The organism is Chryseobacterium sp. Tr-659, from assembly GCF_011752975.1.
In the GTDB taxonomy this organism is placed as follows: Bacteria; Bacteroidota; Bacteroidia; order Flavobacteriales; family Weeksellaceae; genus Chryseobacterium.
In genome coordinates this window covers 124,395-150,230 of record NZ_VWWP01000004.1, presented here as the reverse complement: position 1 = coordinate 150,230, position 25,836 = coordinate 124,395, and the positions used below count along the sequence as shown (strand labels likewise).

Here is a 25,836-nt window from a genome sequence, read left to right as displayed (position 1 = left end):
GAAAAATAGCATATGATGAAACCCGCATTAAAATCAATCAGACCTTTTATCGGTGCACAGAATTTTGAGATCAGCAGAAACTTCTACAGAGATCTCGGATTTGAAGAAGTTGTTTTGGAACCTAAATTATCCCTGTTTAAGCGTGAGGAAATAGGATTCTATCTTCAGGATTATTATGCCAAAGATTGGGTAGATAATACCATGATTTTCATAGAAGTAAAAAATACAGATGATTTCTGGCAGGAACTGGTATCTTTACAGCTTACTGATACTTATGAAAACGTAAGACTCACACCCGTAAGAACAATGGAATGGGGAAAAGAATGCTTTGTGCATGATCCTTCCGGGATTTTGTGGCATTTCGGAGAGTTTTTTTAATGAAAAAGAAAATATGATTTACGCATTTGATACTTACTATTATGAGGAGTATGCCAATACCGTGTGTATAGCATTTGAAAACTGGACCTCTGAAAAAGAAGTGGAAATTTTTGTAGAACAAATCCCTGTTACCTCAGAGTATGAAAGTGGCGCATTCTACAAAAGAGAATTACCCTGTATTTTGAGCCTACTAAAGAAAATAGTATTACAAGAAGGAGATATTATCATTGTTGACGGATATGTTACCCTTGATAATGATGGAAAGATCGGCTTGGGAGGTTATTTATATAATGCTCTGGATAAAAAATACCCTGTTGTAGGAATTGCTAAAAATGAATTTACAACTCCAGATTCCAGAAGAAGGAATGTATTACGTGGAGAAAGTAAAACTCCGCTTTTTGTAACAGCAGTGGGAATAGAAGTGGATGATGTTAAAACACATGTAGAGCAGATGAATGGCGCTTTCAGGATGCCTGCTTTACTGAAGAAACTTGATCAGTTAAGCAGAGAATAAAAACAAAAATATCTTACAGTAAAAAGTAAGATATTTTTTATTGTAAAAAATATACCGATTGGTATATTTTGATTATCTTTGTTTTTCAGTACTTTATAATTTTAAAGTGTAATTATTTCTAAACAGTATTATACCGATTGGTATATTTAATTTAATGACCTATGAAAGAAGTATTTATTGTTGCTGCTAAACGAACACCTATCGGAGGGTTTATGGGCAGTCTATCAGGATTTTCAGCTCCACAATTAGGAGCAATTACAATACAAGATGTATACGAAAGTGTACATTTGGCCCCGGAAAATATAGACAGTGTGTATATGGGGAATGTTTTAAGTGCCGGAATAGGGCAGTCACCGGCACGCCAAGCTGCTATTTTTTCCAAAATCCCTGTTGATAAAGATGCAACAACGGTCAATAAGGTTTGTGCATCAGGGATGAAAGCCACAATGATCGGTGCGCAGCAGATTCAGCTTGGATTGGAGCATATTGTCATGACCGGTGGTATGGAAAGTATGAGTAATGTACCTCATTATGCCTACCTCCGCCAGGGTAAAAAGCTTGGTGACACAAGTCTTACGGATGGATTGATTAAAGATGGTTTATGGGACGTATATAATGATTTCCATATGGGAAGCGCGGCTGAACTGGGTGTAAAGAAATACGGACTTACAAGACAACAACTGGATGAATATGCTCTGCTGTCTTATCAAAGAGCTCAGGATGCTGCTTTGAAAGGTAAGATGAAAAATGAATTAATAAGCATATCTGTTCAAGAAAAGAAAGGAATAGCAATCGTAGATAAAGATGAAGACATTGATAAGCTGATTCCAGAAAAGATTTCGTTATTAAAACCTGCTTTTGAAGCAGATGGCTCACTGACAGCTGCCAATTCAAGCAATCTGAATGATGGTGCGGCTGCAATATTATTGGCATCTTCAGAAGCCTTGAAGCAGTATCATCTTCTGCCACTGGCCAGAATTATTGCGTACGCTGATGCTGCCCAATCCCCGGAATGGTTTACCACTTCTCCTTCCATTGCAGTTAATAAATTATTGAAACAGACAGGGCTGAGTTTGTCTGACATTGATTTTTTTGAAATCAATGAGGCATATTCCTCAGTGATTCTGTCTAATCAGCAGATACTGGGATATGATATCAATAAAGTGAATGTTTATGGTGGTGCTGTTGCATTAGGACATCCGATCGGAGCTTCAGGAGCAAGGATAATCTCGACGCTGGTTAATGTTCTTCATCAGGAAAAAGGGAAATACGGTATTGCCGCGATTTGTAATGGCGGTGGAGGAGCTTCAGCTATTCTGATTGAAAATCTGAAATAAGAGATTTATAGGATATGATTTTTTAGAAGATTTAAATTGTATCAACAACCGCTATTCCAAATTGTACATTCGGGGTAGCGGTTGCTGGTATATATAAGTTATTGATTATATCTCTTTTAAAAACAATTAATGATAATTTTATAACTGGTAAATCATTTAAAATCTTAATAAACTGATAAAAATCATTACATTCTTATTTTTATTGATTCTAAATAAATATAAATTTGTCCCAATGAAATTAAGAACCCAATGAAAAAAATAACTACTCTTTCTGCTGTTGCTCTTTGTTCACTGATGGATGCACAATACTGTCAGCCCACTTTCCAGTACGGAGCAGATAGCAATATGATTACCAATGTCACTTTTGGTAACATTAATAATACATCTCCGTTTCAATCCGGAACAACTCAGACCTATGAGGATTTTACATCTCTGTCTACATCTCTGCAGTCAGGAAATTCATATCCTATCTCTGTAAAAGGACCATCCGGAACATTTCCAAGTGATGTTATGGTTTTTATAGACTTCAATGGAAACGGGAGCTTTAATGATGCAGGAGAAAGTTTTTATATCGGAAGGCTGGAAGCTGCAACACCTGCCAACGCATTTACTATAAACGGAAACATTACAGTTCCTGCAAATGCTTCTGCAGGTACAACAAGAATGAGGGTTCTTAAAAACAGTAATGTGGCGGCATATTCAAATCCTAATGCTCCGAGTTCAATTCAGACGGCTTGTGATACAGGTTTAAGAGCGGGGCAGGCTGAAGACTATACGATCAATGTACAGCCGGAGAATCTTTCAACAAAAGAGATATCCAAAGATTCATCAGTTAAAGTAAAACTGTATCCAAATCCTGCAACAAGCTTAATAACAGTGATAATAAAAGAAGGATTTAGCAAATATGAGCTTTACAATATGGCTGGCCAGAAAATACTTGAAGGCAGCTCAATGACAGTTAATATGGAAAATCTGATTCCGGGAACTTATCTGATTCAGATCCAGACAAAAGATCAAAAAATAATCACTGAAAAGATTATCAAAAAATAAACACATATCTAATCATATCCATATCAATTTTTGTTTTTTTAACCGGCAGGTCTATATCTCTGTCGGTTTTTTATTTTTTAACCATTCAGGAGATCATTTTAAAAAGTTATTATCTTAACGGGATGAAATGAAAAAAAATGCTTCGTGAGATTTTTTAAATGATGAGAATAGCAATACCAAATAGCAGGATTTTAAGACATTTTTTTTAAGATTCAGATCCGGGCTCCAGTAAATCCATAAGATCTTGCTTTGAGAATCCCTGAAACCTGGTTCCATCTGTTTTAAGGAGGTTTTGGGCCAGTTGTTTTTTCTTTTTCTGAAGTGTCATAATTTTTTCTTCCACTGTATTGGAGCAGATCATACGTACGGCGATAACATTTTTGGTTTGCCCGATACGGTAACTGCGGTCAATAGCTTGGTTTTCAGTAGCGGGATTCCACCACGGGTCTACAAGATAAATATAATCTGCCTGGGTAAGATTAAGCCCTACACCGCCGGCTTTTAAGCTGATCAGGAATACCCGGATGCCATCATTTTTCTGGAAATTAGCTACCTTTTCACCTCTGTCTTTAGTCTGTCCGGTAAGATATTCAAACTGAATATCATGGCGTTGCAATTCGGCTTTTACAAGGTCCAGCATACCCACAAACTGTGAAAAAACAAGGATTTTATGGTCTTTTGATTTCCCAAGGATCTGTTCGGTCAGAATTTCAATTTTTACGGCATTTTCGCCGGAATATCCCTCTTTCAGAAGTATCGGTGAGTTACAGATCTGTCTGAGCCGCGTAAGGCCGGTAAGGACATGCATACTGTTGTCATTAAGCTCATCGTCATTATTAGAAGCAATAAACTCCCGGAGTTCCTTTTCATAAGCATCATAAATACGGCGCTGTTCGGCATTCATTTCACAATAGATCACCGTCTCTGTTTTTTCAGGAAGCTCTTTCGCGACCTGTTTCTTGGTTCTTCTTAGAATAAAAGGTTTTATCTTTTGCTGAAGTTCCAAAGCACGTTTACTGTATTCAAATTTATCAATCGGAATCGCATAAATATCTTTAAAATATTGTTTGCTTCCCAATAGTCCCGGGCAGGCAAAAGAAAGCTGGCTATAAAGATCAAAAGTGCTGTTTTCAACCGGTGTTCCGGTTAATACAATTCTGTTTCTCGATTGGAGCAGACGTGCAGCTTTATACCTTTCTGAATTCGGATTCTTAATGGTCTGGGATTCATCCAGAAAAATGTAATTGAATTTAAATGTTTTCAGGAATCTGATGTCGGAAAGCAGCATTCCATACGTGGTAAGAACAATCTCATAATCGGGCATATGAGCTGTGGTTTTAGGCCTGTCTGCCCCATAATGGAGACGTACTTTTAGAGAAGGCGCAAACTTTTTAATTTCTTCCTGCCAGTTGAAAAGCAGGGAAGTAGGAACTACAACGAGATTGGTGGTATGTCCCAGTTTTTCTCTCTGTGAAAGAATAAAAGCAATAATTTGAATTGTTTTTCCCAAGCCCATATCATCCGCAAGACATCCTCCGAAATTGAACCCATCCAGAAAATTAAGCCAGTTTAGGCCTTCGTGCTGGTAATCTCTTAATTCAGCATTGAGCTCTGCAGGAATTTTGATTTCAGGAATGTTTTTACTAGTTGAAAACTGAGAAGAATAAGATGAAATTTCATCCTGAACTTCCTTGCTGAGAATGTCTTTTTCAAAAAGTGAAGAAATTTCCGTAAAATTGATTTTCGGAATTTTCAGCAGTTCTTCATCAATTTCTCCTGCCTTAAAATAAGCTGAGATCTTTTCTATCCATTCATCAGGGAGGATTCCCAGGGTTCCGTCGTCCAGCTGTACAAATTTACTCTTATTGCGGATCGCTCTGTGAAGCTGTTTTAAAGCAGCTTCTTTCTGTCCGAATCCTACCTTTAATTTGGCATTGAACCAATCCAGTCCACTGGTAATCTGAATGTTGATTTTAGCGCGATGAGGGTTTAATTTATTGTTTTTTAATTCACTAAAACCCAGGATTGTTACACCTTCATTTCTCCAGACCTCAAATGCTTCGAGAAACCAGTTGTTATCCATGAACTTATCTCTGTGAAGATAGAAATACTGATATCCATCCATCTGATCTTCAAAATCAGGATGTTGATGCATAATCAGAGAAGTCAAACGAGCTTCTGCTGAATCATCCCTTTCTATTTTGAACAGATTTCCATTTTGATCCGTATCAAAAATCTGTTTGCGGGAATAGACCGGAACTTCCACATCTCCGTATTTCATTACAGGAGTAATTCCTATATAATTTTCCTGCTGACGAAGATAGACAACCTTTTCCGTGTTATAATTTTTATATTCAAGCTGTACTTTTGTTGCAGGCTGTATGTAGCTGTAATTAATATGAATACGCTCCTCAAGATTAAAGAGGATGTTCTTCATGAATTCCTCGTATTTTGAAGAATGTATCAGTAAAATTTCATTATTAGATTTAAAAAACCTGATGATTCTGAGCATATCAGGATGTTCTACAAAGCTGAAAATGTTGCGGTTATAAACAAAATATTCATTTCGAAGAATTACATTTTTAAAAGGAACGGATATGTCGTTAAACTGCAGTTCTCCCGTTATTTCATAAAAAGGATCTTTCTTAAATACAGATAGTTGTACTTCGGCATCTAAAGTGTTTAATTCAACACGTGAAAGAGACTTTGAAGAAATTGTTTCTCCAATATTTCGATCATGATAATAGACATCCAGCTCCAGAGGATTCTGTACAATAATTTTTAGAGCTTCAAGTTCTGCAGTATTATACTCTTCATTGTAGTTTGTCTGAAAAGAGTTAATGGCCGTATAAAATTTAATATCGGAAGGTTTTTCTGCTTTCCAGATCAGCTGCATGGCATCAACCGGGGTTATCGGATTTTTGAGTTTTGCTGTCTGGGTTGTTTCAGCTTCCATAAGTGAGAACATCAGATGGTTGTAATAACGATGTTTTCCAATAACCAGAATCTGCTTTCTGCTTGTTTCCAGTAGGGCTAGTTCTTCCAGTTTAGACGGAATTTGCGGAAGAAGATCCTTTTGAAAGATCACATCATCTACAGGAAGCATTTCTTTAATCTTGGGTTGTATCTCAATTTTCCCGTCAATGTATTCCAGCTGAAAATAAGTGTCAAGATCGGGTTCATTCTCCAATCCATATCCTTTTGCTTTGGAAAGTAATGTTTTTCTGCGCAGCATATCATCAAAAAAGATGCGGAAATTCTTCTCTTCTATAATGCAATGAATGATCTCTGCCTGATGGGAACAAAGCTGGTTTTTAGAATGGTCACACGTGCAGGAGCAGAGCAATGAGCTGTTAATCTTACTGATGCTGACAACTGGAAATTCCTGTAAAGATTGTTTGGTAAAAATACCGGTATTATTTTCAATGGCAACGGGATAGATATCACTGAAATCCCTGATTCCAACAAATGAACTCTCTGCAGTATGCTTCAACAGGTCATATACGGAAAGTGTGCTGATATTGATGTCTTCAAGAATATATTCTGCCATAACAATTGATACCGGCAAACTTACAAAAAACAAATGAATGAAGAGACCTAAGACTATTTTAGAAAGTACATGGAATCACTACTTTTTTGGACTGCTTTTTTTTATCTAAACTGGATGATTCTGATAGTGTATTAATCTGATAATTTTGGATTATAAATTATACAATATGAACGAAAATAAATTAACCAATCGAACCGGAGCTCCTGTGTCAGACAATCAGAATATCATGACCGCAGGAAGGCGTGGTCCGGCTTTATTACAAGACATCTGGTTTTTAGAAAAAATGGCACATTTTGACCGTGAGGTAATTCCTGAGCGTAGAATGCATGCTAAAGGATCAGGAGCTTACGGTGTTTTCAGGGTCACTCATGATATTACCCAATATACAAAAGCAAAAGTCTTTGAAGCTATTGGAAAGGAAACTCCTTTATTTGTCCGTTTTTCTACGGTGGCAGGTGAAAGAGGAGCGGCAGATGCGGAAAGAGATATCAGAGGTTTTGCCATAAAATTCTATACAGAAGAAGGAAACTGGGATCTTGTAGGAAATAATACACCTGTTTTCTTTCTTCGTGATCCGCTAAAGTTTCCGGATTTAAATCATGCGGTGAAAAGAGATCCCCGAACCAATCTTAGAAGTGCAGATAACAATTGGGATTTCTGGACTTTATTACCGGAATCTCTCCACCAGGTTACTATTACTATGAGTGATCGTGGTATCCCCAGATCATACAGGCATATGGACGGTTTTGGAAGCCATACTTTCAGTTTTATTAATGATGAAAATACCCGGTTTTGGGTGAAGTTTCATTTTAAGACACAGCAGGGTGTCCAAAATATGAGCAACGAAGAAGCGAAAGCAATCATTGGTACAGATCGGGAAAGTCATCAGAAGGATCTTTATGAAAATATTGAGGAAGGCCATTTTCCTAAGTGGACAATGTATGTCCAGATTATGGAAGAAAAAGATGCAGCAAACTATCACATCAATCCATTCGATTTAACAAAAGTCTGGCCTCATGGAGATTATCCTCTTATTCCGGTAGGAGAGCTTGTACTCAACAGAAATCCATCCAACTATTTTGCGGAGGTTGAACAAGCTGCTTTTAATCCTGCTTCTGTGGTTCCGGGAATCAGTTTTTCACCGGATAAAATGCTTCAGGGACGTTTATTCTCTTATGGAGATACCCAACGTTACCGATTAGGTGTTAATCACCATCAGATTCCTGTAAATGCTCCTAAATGTCCTTATCAGTCTTATCATAGAGATGGGGCAATGAGAACAGATGGTAATTTTGGAAGTACAATAGGATATGAGCCTAATAGTTTTGATCAGTGGAAGGAGCAGCATGACTTTAGTGAGCCTCCTTTAACGATCCATGGCGATGCGGGGCATTGGGATCATCGTGAAGATAATGATTATTATTCTCAACCCGGAAATCTTTTCAGGCTGATGTCTGACCAACAAAAAGAAATTTTATTTAAAAACACGGCAGAAGCAGTGGGAGATGCCCAAAAGTTTATACAAATTCGTCATATCAGGAATTGTTATCGGGCAGATCCTGCATATGGGGAGGGAGTAAGCAGAGCACTTGGATTGTCTATTTCTGAAGTATTTGATTATGAGGGATATGAAATGAAAAAGGTTACCGCAGATACTATTTAAAGAAACGTTTATTATATTATATATTGATTTTTAGCTTTGGGAAGTCGCCATATGTATTCCCGGAGTGAATCCTTTAGTCGAAATAATCAACTAAAGGATTTTTTTTGATTGAATGTGATTTATTTTATATCAATCCGTTTTGGATACACCTTACCCCATTTTGGCAACTCTTATCTTTTCCCGGATGCTGAACTTTGTCCTGTAATTTTAAACAAAGAAAAATGAAAACAATTTTTATAACAGGTGCTTCTACAGGATTAGGAAAAGCGGCTGCTCAATTATTTCAAAAGAACGGATGGAGAGTAATTGCTACGATGAGAAATCCTGAAGCAGCTGCGGATCTTTCTTCTTTAGAAAATGTAACTGTACTTCCTTTGGATGTTACCAATCCGGAACAGATCAAATCAACCGTTCATAGAGCTCTTGACCTGGGTAATATCGATGTGGTATATAATAATGCAGGATATGGTCTTATCGGGCCTTTGGAAGCATTAACAGATGATCAGATCGTAAAACAGCTTAATACGAATTTATTGGGTGTTATCCGCGTTACTCAGGCGTTTATTCCTTATTTCAGAGAAAAACAAAATGGACTGTTCATTTCTACAACCTCTATCGGAGGTCTGATTGCTTTTCCATTAGGATCTACCTATCATGCTACAAAATGGGCACTGGAAGGATGGAGTGAGAGCCTTGCTTTTGAGCTTAACAAATTTGGGATAGACATTAAAACAGTTTCTCCGGGTGGAATCAAGACAGATTTTGTAAGCCGTTCACTGGATTCCGCATCTAGTCCGGCTTATGAAGAAATGACTAATGCTTTATTTTCTAAGATGGATGGAATGATGGATGCTGCTTCTACACCAGAACAGATTGCAGAAGTGGTTTATGAGGCTGCAACCGATGGTAAAAAACAGCTGAGATATGTAGCCGGAGAAGATGCCAGAGCTTTATATGCACAGCGTGTGGAGCTGGGAGACGAAGCTTTCAGGGAACAATTTGGAAAACAATTCATCTAATTGCTATGTTGAAAGGCAGCATGAAACACATGTTTTTATGCTGTCTTTTTCACTGGATATTTTATTAATTTTATATCATGGAAAAGAAAGACTATACTCCTCTGAAAATCTCATCCATTTCGGAACTGCATGAAATTCTGCAGCTCCCCAAACCGCTTCACCCATTGGTAAGTCTCGTGGATAATACAAAAATGACAATTAATAAAGAAATGCTGAACAGAAGTTTTGTATTGAATTTTTATAAAATCTCGTATAAGTATTCGGTGAACGGGAAAATGGGATATGGGCAGGGGTATTATGACTTCAATGAAGGCGGAATGATGTTTACCGCTCCGGGGCAGATTCTTTCAACGGATGAAAATGCAGAATACAGCGGATACACTTTACTGGTACATCCGGATTTTATCAGAAGCTATCCTTTGGGAAAGAATATTAAAAACTTCGGTTTCTTTTCATATGACACGAATGAAGCTCTGCATTTATCCGATCAGGAAAAAATGATCATTACCGGGTTGCTGGACAGCATCACCAACGAGCTGAATACAGCCATTGATGAAGTTAGCCAGGACGTAATTGTCTCTTATATTGATGTCCTTCTCAATTACAGCAACCGCTTTTATAAAAGACAGTTTATCACGAGAAAAGCAGTAAATAATGATCTTCTTGCGAAAATGGATACGGTATTGGAAGATTATTTCAATCGGCAGGAAACACTGAATAAAGGCCTTCCTACTGTAGAATTTCTGGCTTCATCGCTCAATCTATCTCCTCATTACCTGAGTGATATGCTCCGAAACCTTACCGGTTTGAACGGGCAGCAGCATATCCATGAAAAACTAATAGAGAAGGCGAAAGAGTATCTTACTACAACTCGTTTTTCAGTATCGGAAGTTGCTTATGCCTTAGGATTTGAGCATCCACAATCATTTAATAAGCTATTTAAAAAGAAAACAGACAAAACACCTCTGAGTTACAGACAATCATTCAATTAGATATTCATATTTTGCCCGGTTTCAATGCCGGGTATTATTTTGGAAAAAGTATCAGGAAAATAATCATTTTCAGGATAATAAAAAATACCTGATTTCTGGTAGATAAAAATACTTTCTTTTGAGGATTGATAGCTTTTGAAACTAAAAATAAATTTGTAGGTGAAAGTCAACCATATCAAATTTAAAAATAAACAATATGAAAAAGCTAAATTCTTTTTTACTTCTTGTGGCAGGGATCACGGCATATGCGCAGCCTTCGGTAACGAGAAGTGCTGTTGATAGAGTTAATATACCTATGACGTATAGAGCTGGAGATGTTGCATCTACTGTAACAGCCGGTCCATCCGGAGCAAATGCTACATGGAATTTTTCTGCCTATACAGTTCCAAATGTCAATACCAATACTACAAAAGCATGTCCGGGAGAGGCAAACTGTTTTAGATTTCCTAATGCCAACAGAATTACTGTACCCACTCTTTCAGATGTCTATGATTTTACTTCCATATCTGATACGGAAGATATCATGCTCGGGACATATGCCAATCCGGGGGATATGACAATAACTTATACGGATCCATTAATTAACTTCAAATTCCCGATTACTTATCTGCAGCAGTTTACTGATCCTTATCAGTTCACTACAGCTTCCGGAGGAGCGGGTAATACCGAGACAGGGCAGGTAGAATACACGGTAGATGCTTATGGAACTATTACAACCCCTACAGGAACTTATCCGAATGTTTTAAGAATTAAAAGAATGAGAACCGGAACACAGACACCGGGACCATTTACTTATACGAACGAATCTTATATGTGGATTAGCCAAAGTGCAGGAATCGTATTCAATTTTGCAATCAATACATTTACAATCAACGGAAACACAAGTGTAAACAGAAGTGTTTCTTATCCTGAATCATCACCATTGTCAACAAATGATATTGATATTAAAAATAAAGATATTTCAGTTTATCCGAATCCAGCTTCTGATCTTGTTATGCTAAATTCTAAAGAAGATATTAAGAAAATAACAGTGACCTCTATGGATGGTAAGGTTGTTTTGGTAACTGGCAATGCTAAAGGTATTGATATTTCAAAGCTTCCGAAAGGTGTATACATTCTTCAAGGAGAATTGAGAAAAGGAGGTTCCGTTTCGAAGAAAATTATTAAAAAGTAAAAACCTACGCTCTATTTTTATAAGAATCTTTTCAAGTGAGAGACAGTATGATCAGACGAATTCATGTAGAGGTGATTGTATACTGTCTCTTTTTTTATTTATTTTTCAGAAGAATTTTGTTTTTCTTTAATCAGGTTCTGAATTTTGATTCTTGCCTCATTCCATTCATCATCTAAAATGCTGTAGTAAGCTGCATTTCTGGTTGTTCCGTCACTTAGAACTTTATCTTTACGGAAAATTCCTTCAAATACACCGCCAATCTTTTCTATGGCTTTTCTCGATCTGAAATTATTGTCTTTTGTTTTTAACTGTACACGATTGGTTTTCAAATAGAACTAAAAAAGACAGGAAATTAAGTCTATTGTCTAAAATGGAATAGAAAATGCCAAAAATGGACTATATTTTATTGAACAAGTGTGAGTAACTTTGCTAACGGAAATTTGGTCAAACACTATTCAATGAATGCGAGAGATTCTTTTAATGCAAAAATGCCTACAGCCTGTTTTTTACTTTTCTTTGCCCATGGGCTTGTTTTTTCTTCCTGGGCCAGCCGGATACCTATCATTAAAAATGCACTTTCAATCAATGAAGCAGAATTGGGAACTCTTTTACTTCTGATGCCGATCGGGCAGCTTTCAACTATGGTTCCGGCAGGAAAACTAATCAGTATGTATGGAAGCAGCTGGATCATTAAAAGATGTTTTTTATTCTATTCTGTTTTTCTTTTGTTAATCGGACTTTCTCCATCTTACTGGACACTGGCGGTTGTATTATTCTTTTTTGGAGTCTCAGGAAATTTATGCAATATAGCAATCAATACCCAGGCGATTGAAATTGAATCTATGACGAAGAGAACCCTTTTGTCATCTTATCACGGAGCCTGGTGTTTTGCAGGATTAACAGGAGCTGTCATCGGTTTGTTGATGATTAATTTACATGTAGGAACCTTTACTCATTTTGCCATTATTTTTGCCGTTGTAACAGGGATTTGGTTGTACAGCAAGCAGAATTTGACCAATATCATCCATAAAGCAGAGCCTCAAACCCGTTCAATTTTTAAATCGGTTAATCCAACCCTTGTAGGTCTCGGAATCATAGGATTTTTGAGTATGGCTATTGAAGGCGCAATGTTCGACTGGAGCGGAGTGTATTTTCAAACAATTGTAAAAGCACCGGAAAATCTTGTCATATTGGGATATACAAGCTTTATTTTAATGATGACTTTAGGTAGATTTATCGGCAATCGTGTCATTGAGAAGTATGGAAAAAAAATAGTTCTGCAATGTTGTGGTATGCTGATGAGCGGCGGGCTTTTCCTGAGTGTTTTCTTCCCTGAATTGTGGATCTGTATCCTTGCTTTTATGATTGTCGGTCTTGGAAGCTCACTTAGTGTACCGTCAGTTTATAGTACCGTAGGAAAAGTGAGTACCATAGCTCCAAGCATTGCGTTGTCATTTGTATCGAGTATTTCGTTTTTAGGGTTCCTGATGGGGCCGCCGCTTATTGGATATATCGCAGACAGCTTTGATCTCAGATATTCCTATGGTCTTTTTGCTTGTTTTGGAATTTTACTGACTTTGATGGCAGGGCAAATGAAAGTGTTCAGAAAATATTAATTTCTGTGATTGTATTCCTCATTCTCCATGGTCTGAATAAATCAGTCGTCATAAAAAGCAAAAGCTGCCTCTAGAATCAAATATTGTGGATTCTGAGACAGCTTTTCTATTTTTTTATCTGGTTTTCGGAAAACTATATCCAGTTCTCTATGAGATGAAGCCACAATGCTCTTTCTTCATTCAGGATAAAAACAGCAGAAGATCCGCGTTGGTTCAATATATTTCCAGTTTCCTGAATTTCAATATAAGTAGCCAGTCCATGATGTCCGGAATGGTTCACTTCTATATTTTCAAGCCGAATATTACGCTCCGGAAATTTACCGAAGACTGTTGGAAGCCAATCAGAAAGCATAGATAGAGTAACTGTATCACCATTTCCATTGGTCATTCTAAATTCCGGAACAAAGCCAGATAAAAGTATCTGGTAAAGTTCTTCCTGATTTTCAGTCTTTCCCTGAAACCACTTCTCGATATTTTCATGAAAATCTTTGATTTCTCTGATGATTTTTTCATTATTATTCATAGGCTTAAAAGTAAAGTATTTTCTTGTCCTATCCTAATTAGCCATGCGACTTAAGTTCTAGACCTCATTTTGAAAAGAGATAAAAATTTCCAATAAAAAATAAAGCTAACTATATAGTTGACTTTATTTTTATATATTTACAGCAAATATTTTATCAATGGATTTTGACTTTATTAAAGAATTAGGCTACAAAGCTTTGGATAGCAGATTAAAAAGAATCAGTGACCGCATGTCTCATGATGTCAGAAAATTTTATAAAGAATTCGGAATTGATGTAGAGCCGAACTGGTATCTCGTCTTCATGCTGTTGCAGAAGAAAGGGGAGATCTCTATTACAGATATTGCGGAACCTTTGGGGTATTCACATCCTTCAGTAGTGGTAATTGTCAAGAAAATGGAAGAAAAAGGATACCTCGTCATTAAAAAAGATAGCGCAGATAAAAGGAAACAAATCATTTCTTTGTCTCCTAAGGCGATAGAAATGCTTCCGCAGCTGGAAAAGATCTGGGACAGCTGTGAAAAGGCAATCCTGAAAATGCTGTCAGAAGATCTTACCATTTTTACTTATCTGGATCATATTGATCTCGAGCTTAAAACTGAAACTTTCCATCATAGATTTAAACAAGAATATTTAAAATCAATTCAATCATGAAAACACTTATTCTCATCGCTGCATTTCTTTTCTCCAATATCATGATCTCAGCAACCGAAACAAAGGTGATGATAAGAGCGAAAGCAAGAGATGCCAAATTTATCGGGACATCGTTAGGAGGAGCCCATATTATCGTCAGAAACAAGCTGAATCAAAGAATTCTTGCAGAAGGCAATACAACGGGCAGTACCGGAAATACCGATCTGATCATGAAAACACCTAAAGTAAGAGGAAATGCAATTGCGGATGCGCAGACCGGAGGTTTTATAGCTTCCATAGACATTGATGAACCCACATTTGTAAATATAGAAGTAGTTTCTCCTTTGAACAGCAAACAGGCTCAGGCGGTGGTAAGCACAGAATTATGGCTTATTCCCGGGAAAAATATTTTAGGTGAGGGGATTATTCTTGAGATTCCCGGATACATCATTGATATCCTGAAGCCCAGAACCCATCAGTACATTGCTCTGAATACGATTAAAGATAAGCCTTTTCAGTTTCAGGCCAATATCGTAATGATGTGCGGATGTGTCATTGAAAAGGGCGGTGTCTGGAACTCCGATGAAATTGAAGTGAAAGGTATTTTAAAGAAAGATGGAAAATGGATTAAAAATATTGATATGTCACTGGTTTCAACCAATCTTTTCGAAGGAAGCCATTTGATCAGTTCACCGGGTAATTATGAATTGGTATTGTATGCCTACCATGAGAAGACCGGTAATACAGGCGTAGATAAAGTAAATTATGTGGTCTTTGAATAATCCAGACTCTTATTTGGAGCTTTCAAACAAGGCTATTTCCCAGAAAAAATGTTCTGGCGGAAATGAATCCCAATGAATGATTTCGAAAATAAAACTGATCAGATTTTCCTGTTCTGCAATGAGATTTATTTTAATAAGACCGGATTAGGAAAAGTTTTACAACACCTGAAGATCACTAAATACTTTAATTATGGCTTCGATAAGTCCTTTTTCTATAGCAGGATTTGTAGATGTTTCCGATACAATAGCTCTTAGATTACCTTCGTCGTCACGCTCAATAACTACTTCACTTCCTTCTACTTCTACATACAATTTATATCCGTAACTGAATGTGGCAAGACGACCATTGAAAAGAAGGTCTTTACCTTTATAATTTACCGGAACTTCAAATTCTTCCATGGGTTTAATTGATGTTTATTAAAATTCAGGCAAATGTCGGAAATCTCGGAATAAACTCCGTCATATTAAACTGTACTTTTTGCTTAAATTTTCAAAGATAAGTGTTGTGCGTTAGAAGTTAGTAAGTAGCTCCACCAGGGATCGAACCTGGATCTAAAGTTTAGGAAACTTTTGTTCTATCCATTGAACTATGAAGCCATTTTGACTTATAAAATTACGAATTATTCATAGTCTTATTATAGTATAGAGCGTAATTATTCGTGAGAATTAAGTATAAGAAATGACATTTTCATTGCTGTAAATATAAAAGAATCTGCTCTTTAGGAGCAGATTCAGTAGATAAAACATCTCATTTTTTTAATTAGACAACAATAAAAAGCACAGCCGACAATGCTGTGCTTAAATTTTTATTTCAAATTTAATTGCAATTTCAATAGTAGTAAGAAAAGCAAATAAAGTTTCCACTTCGATTTTTATTACATAGTAAATGTACTAATTATTTTAATATGCAATATAAATTTAATGTTAAAATTAACAAGTTATCCACATTTTTTTGTGGATAACTTGTTCTGTCCTTTATAACAGGCTTTTCAGGCTGTTTGAGATATCCATACTTATGAATACACACATCCACATCCGGTTTCCCATGGCATACAATCCCGTTGAGGTTCATGGCAGCCATTATCAGGGTTACCACCACCTGTAGATCTATAGCAGACACCGCCACTGCAATAATATGAGCCTGGTACTGCGGGGCAGTTTCCGTTTATATCACAATCTGCATAGGCATAATCTCCTCCGGTAATCAATACAAGATAACTTCTTTTTAATTTCTTTAAATTTTTCATAGCAATTGATTTTTTGATTTGTTATTTACTAAAGTATAAAAAAAAATAATACTCTTTTAGGTGATTTAACAATCAGTATATAAAAAACAAAAATTAGCGGGCTTGGATAAAAGAATGGGAAAGTGAAAATGGCAACCGACTGGATGTATCAGAATTATCCGGAAACAACAAAAGATAAACAAACAGAATATAATCCTCTTTCGGAGAGCAATCTGGATTGGACCTTAGTAAGACTTCCGTTAGTAGATAGAACAAACGGATGAGCACTTTCAAAAGGAAGCAAATCTGGCTGATTGTAAGGGTAATAAGCTATCGCAATATTGTGATAGCTTATTTCATCAATTTTATTTTTTGCAGCCGTACATTAATATACGTTTGAAAGCGTAGATTGCCGGATATTTTTTGAACCTTCTGGCAATACGGGCCTTAAATTCTGTAATGAATAGCTCTTTTTCTTCATGGTCCAAACGTTCCAGGTAAGGAAGTAATGTAGTTCCTGATATAAATGTGTATAAAGCCTCATGGTCATCTGCAATAATAGGATATACTTTCTGAAATATTTCTATATTCTCAATGCCATTGTCAAATAAGATTTGTGCATACTCGTCCATTGAAAGCACAGGCGAATTACGTTTAAAATGCTTCAAATAAGAGGTATAAGGTTCCTCATCTACCATTTCCGAAAGAATCTGATTCAGTATATTTTCATTCTGAACAGGCATTTGAATGGCGAGCTGTCCTTTGGTGGAGAGTAATCCGATGATTTTAGGAAATAAAACTTCGTGGTCATCTACCCATTGTAAAGCAGCATTACTGAAAACAAGATCCCATTTTTGTTCTGAAGCCACAGCTTCTTCAATAGTCTGAAGCTGAAAGTGAAGATTTTCATTTTCGTATTTTTTTGATTTCTCAAGCATTTCTGCAGAAGAGTCGATTCCCAGAAATGCAGAACCTGCCAGTTTCCCTGCTAAAATGGAAGTTTGTTCTCCTGTACCACAGCCTAAATCAATTGCTTTTATATTGTTTTCAGGCTTGATTAATGCTGCGAGATCATAAAAAGGTTTATAACGTACATCTTTGTACTGGTCGTATAATTCGGGATTCCAAGGCATAAAAATAATTTTGAAATGATGATATAAAGATAAGAGAATCTATCATAAAAAAACGACTGTTCATTAACAGTCGTTTTTAATTTATTGTTCAAGTTTTTCTTTGATATATTTTGCAGTGTAAGACTTCTTATTGTGGGTAAGGTCTTCAGGTGTTCCTGCAAAAACTACTTCACCGCCATGTTTTCCTGCTTCCGGGCCAATATCAATAATGTAATCTGCGCATTTGATAATATCTGGCTGGTGTTCAATAACGATTACGGAATGTCCAAGATCAATCAATGCCTGTAAAGATTTTAATAGCTTTTGAATATCATGGAAATGAAGTCCGGTGGAAGGTTCGTCAAAAATAAATAAAGTTTTATCCGTTGTTACACCTTTTACTAAGAATGAGGCAAGCTTTACACGCTGCGCTTCACCCCCGGAAAGGGTAGAAGAGCTTTGCCCCAGCTGTAAATAACCCAATCCTACTTCCTGTAAAGGTCTTAGTTTGGTCACAATTTTTTCTTCATTATTATCTTTAAAGAATTCCAAAGCTTCATCTACTGTCATATGAAGGATATCAGAGATATTTTTCTCATCAAATTTTACTTCAAGGATCTCATTCTTAAAGCGTGTTCCTTTACAAACTTCACATTCCAGCTCAATATCCGCCATAAACTGCATGGAAACATTGATAACTCCTTCTCCTTTGCATTCATCACACCTTCCGCCATCTACGTTGAAAGAGAAATGTTTCGGTTTATACCCCATCATCTTTGCTACTTTCTGTTTGGCAAAAAGATCACGGATGTCATCATATGCCTTAAGATAAGTTACAGGATTTGAACGGGATGACTTTCCGATTGGGTTCTGATCGATCAGCTCAATATTTTTGATGAGTTTTTTCGGGAATTCTACAGAATCATAGTCTCCTTTTTTGCCGCCCATTCCCAATTGGATTTGAATGTCATTGGTAAGAATTTCTTTCATTAACGTAGATTTTCCACTTCCAGAAACTCCCGAAATAACCACAAGGCTTTCAAGAGGAACATCTACATCTATATTTTTAAGGTTATTCTGACGTGCTCCTTTGATGTGAATCCATTCTTTTGCTTTTCTTCGCTTCTTAGGAACTTCAATTTCCAGTCTTCCTGTTAAATATTCCGAAGTAAGCGTGCTGGCTTTTTTCAAATCTTTATAATCTCCTGCAAATACCAGCTCACCACCAAGGTAACCCGCTTCGGGACCGATATCAATAATGTAATCTGCAGCTCTCATTACATCTTCGTCATGCTCAACTACAATTACAGTATTGCCCAGATCACGAAGATTTTTCAGTACATCAATCAGATTTTCTGTATCTTTAGAATGAAGACCGATAGAAGGTTCATCCAGAATATAAATGGAACCTACCAGTGAACTTCCCAAGCTGGTAGCCAGGTTGATTCTCTGGCTCTCGCCTCCGGAAAGTGTATTGGATGTTCTGTTTAATGTTAAATATCCTAATCCTACTTTTAATAAGAATTCCAGACGGGTTGTAATTTCGTATAATAGTCTTTTGGCAACTTCTTTATCATGTTCAGAAAGCTTTAATCCGTTGATTAATGGTTCCAGTTCATCCAAAGGAAGCTCGATCATGGATTGAATATTGTGTCCGTCTACTTTTACCCAGCTGGTTTCTTCACGAAGCCTCAATCCTTCACAGGTAGGGCAAAGTGTCTTGCCTCTGTAGCGGGAAAGCATTACCCTGTACTGGATTTTATACAGATTTTCCTCAAGCATCTTGAAGAAATTATTAATGCAAGGAAAATTGCTTTTTCCGTCACCTTTCCAAAGAAAATTTTTCTGTTCCTTTGTTAATTGGTGATAAGGTTTGTGGATAGGGAAATCCCCGGCTTTTTTAATAAAGTCTTTTTTCCATTCGCTCATGGTTTCGCCTCTCCAGCAGACCACAGCATCTTCATAAACGGATAACGTTTTATTCGGAACAACAAGGTCTTCATCAATCCCGATTACTTTTCCATATCCTTCACAGGCCGGACATGCTCCATATGGATTATTAAAACTGAAAAAATGAACATTGGGTTCAAGGAACTCTATTCCGTCCAGTTCAAATTTATTCGAGAATTCTTTTATTTTTTCAGTGTCTGTATTCTTTAAAGAACAATAACCGCGTCCTTCATAAAATGCCATCTGAATAGAGTCTGCCAGACGCTGCAAAAAGCTTTCATCCTCTTCATAAGAAAAGCGGTCGATAACAAGATTGATCTTCATACCTTTTTCAGGAGCAAATCCAAAGCTTTCCAGATCCTCAATCCCTGCTACATTTCCATTGATTTCAAGTCTGGTGAAACCTGCTAATTTTAAAACATTCAGTGTTTCCTTAAAATTATCGGCATCATATTCCAAAGGAGCAGTAAGCAAAAAAGAAGTATCTTTTTTGGAAGCCTTAATAAAATCTACAACATCAGAAACTGAATCTTTCTTCACTTCTTCGCCTGAAACCGGAGAAAAAGTTTTCCCGATTCTTGCAAATAAAAGCTTCATATAGTCATAGATTTCCGTAGAAGTTCCTACTGTAGAACGAGGATTGGAAGAGATTACTTTCTGCTGGATTGCAATGGAAGGTGCCAGTCCTTTAATATCATCAACTTTAGGTTTTTCCAGTTTCCCCAAAAACTGACGGGCGTAAGAACTTAAACTTTCCACATATCTCCTCTGTCCTTCGGCATAAATAGTATCAAAAGCCAGAGATGATTTACCGCTTCCTGAAACTCCGGTAATAACAATCAGTTTGTTTTTGGGGATCAGGACGTCGATATGTTTCAGATTATTAAGATGTGCATTCTTAACGAAAATCTGTTTTTTTATGTCTATTTCTGTTGTGTTAGCCATATTTTGTTTATTCATAAAAGTAACCGGGAAATATTATGATATGCCGGTTTAATGGTGTTTTTGCCATAGAATATTCTATAACGGTCATCAATTGAACGTTTAAACATCTTTCTAAAATCATTTGATTGATTGGATGTATTTTTTACAGATGACCTTCCAAAAATACAGTTGAAAAAAGAATGTTTTTATCGTAAAATTAAGACTCACAAAATTACGAAATTTTTGGTGAAAATTTTATGCATATTCTATGGTTGAAATTTATATTTTGAATGCAAAATCGATAAATGGTTGCTAAAAAATTGACTATTAAAATGTAAAATAGATATGTTTTTTTTTATAATTGCCTTTGTTTTTAGTTTATTTTTATTGTATTCAGAATGATTTTAGGAAATCTATTATATTTTTTTATTAAGGTATTGTTTTATGTTTTAAAATTATTTAAAATTGTAGTCATAAATATGTAATAGAGAAATGAGAAAATTATTCAGAGATCTAGTTACACATTTAATGAGAAAAAGATAAAAAATTTCTCCCTCACAAGAGGCTGTCTCAAAAGACAGTCTCTTTTTTTATGACAAGTATCATTTGTCTGTCTTGGTGAACTCCCTTACTTTTGGAGGCTATTATTAAAAAAACTACGAAAAGATTATGATCAAAAAGATAGGAAGTGTTTTTTTTCTGGGATCCCTGCTTTGGGTGAATGCACAGGAAAAGACGACAGATATAGAAAATATTGAGTTTCAGGGGAAATTCATCTCTACACCTTATAAAAGTGCCAACCAGAATATTTCAGTCATTACAAAAGAAGAAATTGCCAATTCTCCTGCTAAAAGTATTGATGAGATTCTTCAACAGGTTCCGGGAATGGATATCAGAAGGAGGGGAGCCAATGGGGTGCAGAGTGATATCAGCTTCCGCGGAAGTTCTTTTGAACAAGTCCTTTTGCTTTTGAACGGGATCCGAATGAATGATTCCCAGACGGGGCATAATAATATGAATATTCCGGTTGATCTTGATGACGTAGAAAAAATAGAAATTATAAAAGGTCCGGCTGCCAGACGTTTTGGGCAAAATGCTTATGCAGGAGTAATCAATATCATCACCAAAACTGTACCGGGAAAACGTGTAAAAATAAGTGCTGACGGGGGAGACTATAAAACATACGGGTTAGGATTCAATGCTCAGATGGGAGATGAAAAATTCTCCAATACACTTCAGGCAAATTCCGCATCTTCAGAGGGATATATGTTCAATACTGATTATGAGATCAGAAATGTATTTTATCAGGGAAAGCTGAATATTAAAAATGGTGATCTGAGAGTGCAGGCCGGTTTTTCTGAAAAGAAATTCGGAGCGAATGGATTTTATGCATCCAAAGATGCTACAAAACAGTACGAAGAAACGCAGGCTTCTATTGTAAGTGTAGCGCATCAGCAGACTTTTGGAAAACTGAAACTTAATTCTAATGTATATTGGAGAAGAGGTCAGGATATGTACCTATATGACAGATGGAATCCTGATTTTTACAGAAATATGCACATAGGAAATAATGTAGGTGGAGAAGTGAATTCCAGTTATCAATCAAGTTTAGGAACAACGGGAGTAGGTGTTGAACTTAGGAAAGAATTTCTGGCGAGCAGTAATTTAGGGAATAGAAATCGTTTTGTTTCCCAGGTTTTCTTTGAACATCATTTTTCATTACTGGATAAAAAATTGAACATCAGTCCGGGAATTTCTTGGGCTAATTACTCTAAAGAAGGAAATTTTTTCTATCCTGGTCTTGACGTAGGCTATAATTTCAACCCCAACAGTAAGGTTTATGGGAATATCGCAAAAGTACATAGAGTACCCACTTTTACAGATCTTTATTATGTAAGCAAAACGGAGCAGGGAAATCCAGATCTGCGCCCCGAAAATGCAGTTTCATCAGAGATCGGATATCAATATCAGAATAGTAGGATTTTAGCTAAAATCAGTGGGTTTTTAAGGAACTCCAGCAACTCTATTGATTGGGTTAAAAAAGATCCAAGCGATAAAATATGGTATGCGCAGAATGTAGGAGAAATCAAAACCAAAGGTATTGAAGCGGAATGGAGCCACAGACCAATAGACTGGTTAAAATACACTTTAGGATATACATATATTGATAGCAAGTATCAGGAAACTAATGGTTTAGTATCAAGATATATTCTGGATAATCTGAAACATCAGTTGATTTCCAAGCTGGAGGTGAAATTCCTTAAAAACTTTACTAATGAAGTTGTTTACAGGTATAATGAGAGAGTAAATTTGGGGAGTTATCAGCTTCTGGATGAGAAACTTAGTTTTGCGAAAAAAGACTATTCCGTGTATGTTCTGATTAATAATTTAACAAACACAAAATATACAGAAGCTTTTGGAGTGGAAATGCCGCAAAGGTGGTTCCACATTGGGTTTTCGTATACTATAAATATTAAATAGATATTAATTCTTTGTTAATTAAAATTAATATTAACAAATTGTTAAAAGGTATACATTTGCAAAAATTTTTTATGAAACGTTTTTTAGGTCTGAGTTTACTTCTTGGTATTTCATTATTCAAAGCACAGGAACATCTTTCCAGCTTCAATGCAGTAACTCTGACCTACAAGTTTCATCCCAAGTTTTTCTTATATGCAGAAGGACAGCTGCGTGGTAACGAAGATTATACTTACCCGGATTATTATGAGATAAAAGGAGGATTGGGGTATAATCTTACTAAAAACCACAAACCTTTCATCGGTCTTGGAAGATATGTTAACTATAAAGATCATAGTTTAAGCAGAGAAGAGTTCAGGGTGTGGCTTCAGGATGTTATTGATTTCAAAAAAGGAATTGTAAAGTTTGAAAATCGTTTTCGTGCCGAAAAGAGCTGGTTTTATGAACCACAGACTGATAAAACATCCCAAAGAATGCGTTACCGTTACCGTCTGAACATAAGTGTTCCTCTGAACTCTAAAACGATTCAGAAGGGAACTGTTTTTGCCAATGCTTATGATGAAATTTTCTTTGTAAGCCCTATGAAACCTACTTTTGCCAGAAACAGGGTGTATGGCGGTTTCGGGTATCAGATTGATGATTACTTTGGTATTCTTACAGGATATTTGTGGCAACGTGAATTTGAAGCAAAAGGGAATAAGAATCTACACTTTATTTACCTGGCTTTGAACATCAATATTGATGGCACAGATCATAAGGTGAAGACCTATGATTTCCCTGGTGCAGATTAATATTTTTCTATCAGATAACGATAAGCTTTCAGGTACTTATTAAATCTTTTAATGTCTTTGGGAGTAAGCTCACGGTTTACTCTTCTGAGATCCATATTATCACGCAGATCATTGAGTTTTACGGCTACTGCAAGGGGAGATCTTTCCGTTCTCCTGATAAATTCATCGTAATCCTCTTCCGGATCGAATTTAGTAAGGCAGCTCACCGCAAAAATAATGTATTCCGGAAAGCCTTCCGTTCTCAAATATTCCAGGCTGAATTCCATTGGGTGGTCTTCTACAACATCGTGAAGTACACCAACAATTTTTTCATCCAGTGTTTTCCCGTACTCCATTACACGCATAACATGTCCTATATAGGGTGCATGGTATTTGTCAGTCTGTCCTTTGTGAGCCTTATCGGCAATTTTTATAGCTTTATTTAGTAGTTCTTCTTTTGTCATTTCTAAATGAAAATAGAATACAAAAATAACAAATGCCTTAAAATTTCAAGGCATTTGTGTTAAACAATTATGGTAAAAATATTTTAATTCAAAGTGGGGTAAGAATTTTATTTTGATGATTTTGGTTCGGGATATTTTGTTTCTCCGACCACATCCATCAAATCTACCTGGCTCCAGGAAAAGTTTTCAACATCTTTTATCTTTTTTCCCAGATATTCACTATGGCAGTAAAGTCCTCTTACAGGTTTGTTTTGTAGATATTCGTCTGCTAATAATGAAAATCTTCCTATTAATGGATTTGACATACCGGCTTCTATACATTCAAATCCTAATGCTTTAGAAAATAATGCTTTTAATCCCATATCGCTATATTGGAAAAAATTCCATGGTCTTTCATGGGCCGAATATGAAAAATGAGTTTCTACAAAAATGATTCCGCCTACTTTTAATAATTTCGCAATTTCTTCTGCTACAAGCCAAGGCATGGCAAAGTGTTCAAAACAGGATGCAGAATAGATGATATCAAATTTTTCATCTTCTTTAAAATAAGTGGAAAGTTTATGGGCATCCCCAACTACATCTACATTATCTCCGGGATAATAATCAAAGCCCACATATTCGGCATTCTGGAAATTTTTTTTGGAATTGTAGCTTCCCGTTACCTCACGGCTTCCTACTTCTAATATTCTCATTCCTGGTTTGTTACCAATTTCAATCAAATGGTTATACCAATTTTGATGACTGGCAATAGTAGATAGAGGAACATCCTTAGAAAGGTATTGCCTGTCATGTTCAATAGGATCAATATTAGGCTTTTGGGAACCTTTTAAGATTTTTTTCAAGATTTGTTTCATATTTCAAATAATTTTTTCAATACTGTGTTTTTAAATTATATACAATGATAAATCTATTTTAATGTCACCTAAAAATCAAGATTAGTTATGTTGAAATCAAAATGATTTTAAAATTATATCGATTAAATCTCTTTTTTGAAATAAGGCATTTTGCCTTTTTCATCCAAATTATAATATGAGATAAATATTAATAATATTATTAATTTGAATTTTCCATAAAACTATGAAAAAAAATAAGAATAAAAAAATAAATATTTTGTTTTTAAGATTTTTTTGATAAAATATTGCCTGTTTGCTTTATATTTTTGTTTCGTCTTCTACAGAAGCATTGGGGGCATTGTTTTTTACAGATTCTATACCGTTTTCCATTCCGTTATCGGATTCATACATCTGACTGATGCCTATAATCTGCCCGTTTCCGGCTTTAAGGTTGAAATAGCACCTGCCGTCACCAGCGATATTTCTTTCAAATTTTGAATCTTCTTGGGAATTAACCTTTACAGATCCGATTCCGTTTTCGCAGGAAGGTTTTGAACTGTATCCCTGGCTGGTTAAAATGACCTGCCCGTTTCCGGCTTTAAGGTTAAAATGAAAACTGCCGTTTGTTTTTTCAAAAATAATAAATTTTCCCATAATAGTTATTTTGAGTTAATGGTTTTTAGTTATACTAACTAAAATTAACGAAAAGTATTGGAATTAAAAAGTATTATGATTTTTGGGTATTTGAGAGAATGAGATCTATTAGTTATAAAGCAATGTGAATACCCCTTCTTTTATGGCTTTATAAAAGTTTGAATAAATTTTAATAAGGCTAGTAAAAAATATTAAA

24 protein-coding genes and 1 tRNA gene are annotated in these 25,836 nt (G+C 36.0%); 14 read left to right on the top strand and 11 right to left on the bottom strand.

The window, feature by feature from the left end; all coding sequences use genetic code 11:
- Positions 1-15 precede the first annotated feature (15 nt).
- The 4 genes from F3J23_RS11265 (at position 16) to F3J23_RS11250 (ending at position 3,279) form a co-directional block, all read left to right on the top strand.
- A complete protein-coding gene (locus F3J23_RS11265; RefSeq protein WP_167029017.1) occupies positions 16-378 on the top strand; it encodes a glyoxalase in 363 nt (120 codons plus the stop codon).
- A 13-nt stretch (positions 379-391) separates the two neighbouring features.
- Positions 392-892: an endonuclease V gene (locus F3J23_RS11260; RefSeq protein ID WP_262888154.1), complete on the top strand. Its 501-nt coding sequence runs from the start codon at positions 392-394 to the stop codon at positions 890-892.
- 161 nt (positions 893-1,053) lie between these two features.
- Positions 1,054-2,229, top strand: coding sequence for an acetyl-CoA C-acyltransferase (locus F3J23_RS11255; protein ID WP_167028524.1), 1,176 nt, complete (start codon positions 1,054-1,056; stop codon positions 2,227-2,229).
- A gap of 249 nt (positions 2,230-2,478) precedes the next feature.
- Positions 2,479-3,279, top strand: a complete 801-nt coding sequence (locus tag F3J23_RS11250) for a T9SS type A sorting domain-containing protein (protein ID WP_167028521.1) — start codon at positions 2,479-2,481, stop codon at positions 3,277-3,279.
- 205 nt (positions 3,280-3,484) lie between these two features.
- Here the strand turns inward: F3J23_RS11250 and F3J23_RS11245 are convergent, their stop codons facing one another.
- Positions 3,485-6,829: a DEAD/DEAH box helicase gene (locus F3J23_RS11245; protein ID WP_167028518.1), complete on the bottom strand. Its 3,345-nt coding sequence runs from the start codon at positions 6,827-6,829 to the stop codon at positions 3,485-3,487.
- A 166-nt stretch (positions 6,830-6,995) separates the two neighbouring features.
- Here F3J23_RS11245 and F3J23_RS11240 point away from each other — a divergent pair, with 166 nt between their 5' ends.
- The 4 genes from F3J23_RS11240 (at position 6,996) to F3J23_RS11225 (ending at position 11,677) form a co-directional block, all read left to right on the top strand.
- Positions 6,996-8,492 (top strand): catalase, encoded by a 1,497-nt coding sequence (locus F3J23_RS11240; protein ID WP_167028515.1) that lies wholly within the window; start codon positions 6,996-6,998, stop codon positions 8,490-8,492.
- Between the two features lie 221 nt (positions 8,493-8,713).
- Positions 8,714-9,511 (top strand): SDR family oxidoreductase, encoded by a 798-nt coding sequence (locus F3J23_RS11235; RefSeq protein ID WP_167028512.1) that lies wholly within the window; start codon positions 8,714-8,716, stop codon positions 9,509-9,511.
- A 77-nt stretch (positions 9,512-9,588) separates the two neighbouring features.
- Positions 9,589-10,503, top strand: coding sequence for a helix-turn-helix domain-containing protein (locus F3J23_RS11230; protein ID WP_167028509.1), 915 nt, complete (start codon positions 9,589-9,591; stop codon positions 10,501-10,503).
- Between the two features lie 196 nt (positions 10,504-10,699).
- The gene (locus tag F3J23_RS11225; RefSeq protein ID WP_167028506.1) at positions 10,700-11,677 is read left to right on the top strand and encodes a T9SS type A sorting domain-containing protein; all 978 of its coding nucleotides are present in this window, start codon (positions 10,700-10,702) and stop codon (positions 11,675-11,677) included.
- 98 nt (positions 11,678-11,775) lie between these two features.
- On the opposite strand, the gene F3J23_RS11220 is transcribed toward F3J23_RS11225, so the two are convergent.
- Positions 11,776-12,006, bottom strand: a complete 231-nt coding sequence (locus F3J23_RS11220) for a GNAT family N-acetyltransferase (RefSeq protein ID WP_228455322.1) — start codon at positions 12,004-12,006, stop codon at positions 11,776-11,778.
- A 129-nt stretch (positions 12,007-12,135) separates the two neighbouring features.
- Here F3J23_RS11220 and F3J23_RS11215 point away from each other — a divergent pair, with 129 nt between their 5' ends.
- On the top strand, positions 12,136-13,293 hold the full coding sequence (locus F3J23_RS11215) for an MFS transporter (RefSeq protein ID WP_167028503.1): 1,158 nt from the start codon (positions 12,136-12,138) through the stop codon (positions 13,291-13,293).
- Positions 13,294-13,426: 133 nt separating this feature from the next.
- On the opposite strand, the gene F3J23_RS11210 is transcribed toward F3J23_RS11215, so the two are convergent.
- On the bottom strand, positions 13,427-13,816 hold the full coding sequence (locus F3J23_RS11210) for a hypothetical protein (RefSeq protein ID WP_167028500.1): 390 nt from the start codon (positions 13,814-13,816) through the stop codon (positions 13,427-13,429).
- A gap of 157 nt (positions 13,817-13,973) precedes the next feature.
- Here F3J23_RS11210 and F3J23_RS11205 point away from each other — a divergent pair, with 157 nt between their 5' ends.
- On the top strand, positions 13,974-14,468 hold the full coding sequence (locus F3J23_RS11205; RefSeq protein WP_167028496.1) for a MarR family winged helix-turn-helix transcriptional regulator: 495 nt from the start codon (positions 13,974-13,976) through the stop codon (positions 14,466-14,468).
- Positions 14,465-15,229, top strand: a complete 765-nt coding sequence (locus tag F3J23_RS11200; RefSeq protein WP_167028494.1) for a hypothetical protein — start codon at positions 14,465-14,467, stop codon at positions 15,227-15,229. The genes F3J23_RS11205 and F3J23_RS11200 overlap by 4 nt, the downstream gene beginning before the upstream one ends.
- Positions 15,230-15,385: 156 nt before the next feature.
- Here the strand turns inward: F3J23_RS11200 and F3J23_RS11195 are convergent, their stop codons facing one another.
- From F3J23_RS11195 to F3J23_RS11185, 3 genes are all read right to left on the bottom strand, one after another.
- Positions 15,386-15,628, bottom strand: coding sequence for a hypothetical protein (locus F3J23_RS11195; protein ID WP_167028491.1), 243 nt, complete (start codon positions 15,626-15,628; stop codon positions 15,386-15,388).
- 126 nt (positions 15,629-15,754) lie between these two features.
- Positions 15,755-15,826: transfer RNA gene (locus F3J23_RS11190), tRNA-Arg, on the bottom strand.
- 416 nt (positions 15,827-16,242) lie between these two features.
- Positions 16,243-16,476 (bottom strand): hypothetical protein, encoded by a 234-nt coding sequence (locus tag F3J23_RS11185; protein ID WP_167028488.1) that lies wholly within the window; start codon positions 16,474-16,476, stop codon positions 16,243-16,245.
- A 122-nt stretch (positions 16,477-16,598) separates the two neighbouring features.
- Between F3J23_RS11185 and F3J23_RS11180 the strand changes: the two genes are divergently transcribed.
- Positions 16,599-16,739: a hypothetical protein gene (locus F3J23_RS11180; protein WP_185156452.1), complete on the top strand. Its 141-nt coding sequence runs from the start codon at positions 16,599-16,601 to the stop codon at positions 16,737-16,739.
- Between the two features lie 81 nt (positions 16,740-16,820).
- Here F3J23_RS11180 and F3J23_RS11175 read toward each other — a convergent pair whose 3' ends face one another.
- A complete protein-coding gene (locus F3J23_RS11175; RefSeq protein ID WP_167028485.1) occupies positions 16,821-17,588 on the bottom strand; it encodes a methyltransferase domain-containing protein in 768 nt (255 codons plus the stop codon).
- A gap of 81 nt (positions 17,589-17,669) precedes the next feature.
- On the bottom strand, positions 17,670-20,462 hold the full coding sequence (gene uvrA, locus F3J23_RS11170) for an excinuclease ABC subunit UvrA (protein ID WP_167028482.1): 2,793 nt from the start codon (positions 20,460-20,462) through the stop codon (positions 17,670-17,672).
- 648 nt (positions 20,463-21,110) lie between these two features.
- On the opposite strand from uvrA, the gene F3J23_RS11165 reads away from it, so the two are divergent.
- Together F3J23_RS11165 and F3J23_RS11160 are read left to right on the top strand one after the other, a co-directional pair.
- The gene (locus F3J23_RS11165) at positions 21,111-22,922 is read left to right on the top strand and encodes a TonB-dependent receptor plug domain-containing protein (protein WP_167028479.1); all 1,812 of its coding nucleotides are present in this window, start codon (positions 21,111-21,113) and stop codon (positions 22,920-22,922) included.
- A gap of 71 nt (positions 22,923-22,993) precedes the next feature.
- Positions 22,994-23,710 (top strand): DUF2490 domain-containing protein, encoded by a 717-nt coding sequence (locus F3J23_RS11160; protein ID WP_167028476.1) that lies wholly within the window; start codon positions 22,994-22,996, stop codon positions 23,708-23,710.
- On the opposite strand, the gene F3J23_RS11155 is transcribed toward F3J23_RS11160, so the two are convergent.
- From F3J23_RS11155 to F3J23_RS11145, 3 genes are all read right to left on the bottom strand, one after another.
- Complete coding sequence (locus F3J23_RS11155) at positions 23,707-24,153, bottom strand: phosphohydrolase (RefSeq protein ID WP_167028474.1); 447 nt, start codon at positions 24,151-24,153, stop codon at positions 23,707-23,709. The genes F3J23_RS11160 and F3J23_RS11155 overlap by 4 nt on opposite strands.
- Positions 24,154-24,260: 107 nt before the next feature.
- On the bottom strand, positions 24,261-25,007 hold the full coding sequence (locus F3J23_RS11150) for a class I SAM-dependent methyltransferase (protein WP_167028469.1): 747 nt from the start codon (positions 25,005-25,007) through the stop codon (positions 24,261-24,263).
- Positions 25,008-25,304: 297 nt separating this feature from the next.
- Complete coding sequence (locus tag F3J23_RS11145) at positions 25,305-25,640, bottom strand: YegP family protein (RefSeq protein ID WP_167028466.1); 336 nt, start codon at positions 25,638-25,640, stop codon at positions 25,305-25,307.
- Positions 25,641-25,836 lie beyond the last annotated feature (196 nt).